Here is a 953-nt window from a genome sequence, read left to right on the forward strand (position 1 = left end):
AATTAAGCGATAACTTTAGCAACAACACCCGCGCCAACGGTACGGCCACCTTCGCGGATTGCGAAGCGCAGACCTTCGTCCATTGCGATTGGGTGGATCAGGGTAACAACCATTTTGATGTTGTCGCCTGGCATGACCATCTCAACGCCTTCTGGCAGCTCTACTGAGCCGGTTACGTCAGTTGTACGGAAGTAGAACTGTGGACGATAACCTTTGAAGAACGGAGTATGGCGGCCACCTTCGTCTTTAGACAGAACGTAAACTTCTGACTCGAACTTGGTGTGTGGCTTGATTGAGCCTGGCTTAGCCAGAACCTGACCACGCTGGATGTCTTCACGCTTGATACCGCGCAGCAGAACACCACAGTTTTCGCCTGCCTGACCCTGGTCCAGCAGCTTACGGAACATCTCAACACCGGTACAGGTTGATTTCGCAGTATCTTTGATACCTACGATTTCAACTTCGTCGCCGACTTTAACGATGCCGCGCTCAACACGACCGGTAACAACGGTACCACGGCCAGAGATTGAGAATACGTCTTCGATTGGCAGCAGGAACGGCATGTCGATCGCACGCTGTGGCTCTGGGATGTAGTTATCCAGGTGCTCAGCCAGTTCGATGATTTTCGCTTCCCACTCAGCTTCGCCTTCCAGCGCTTTCAGAGCAGAACCACGAACGATTGGGGTGTCGTCGCCTGGGAAGTCATAAGCTGACAGCAGGTCACGAACTTCCATCTCTACCAGTTCCAGCAGCTCTTCATCATCAACCATGTCACACTTGTTCAGGAACACGATGATGTAAGGAACGCCAACCTGACGACCCAGCAGGATGTGCTCACGGGTCTGTGGCATTGGGCCATCAGTCGCAGCAACAACCAGGATCGCGCCGTCCATCTGCGCAGCACCGGTGATCATGTTTTTAACATAGTCGGCGTGGCCTGGGCAGTCTACGTG

At 53.3% G+C, this 953-nt stretch carries 1 protein-coding gene; it reads right to left on the minus strand.

Going from position 1 to position 953, the window contains the following annotated elements:
- Nucleotides 1-2: 2 nt before the first annotated feature.
- Nucleotides 3-953 (minus strand): elongation factor Tu (tuf, locus tag ACCW71_RS20525; protein ID WP_436374486.1); only part of this gene is annotated, 951 nt, incomplete at its 5' end.

It is taken from the genome of Pantoea sp. C2G6, from assembly GCF_051336815.1.
Lineage (GTDB): Bacteria > Pseudomonadota > Gammaproteobacteria > Enterobacterales > Enterobacteriaceae > Pantoea.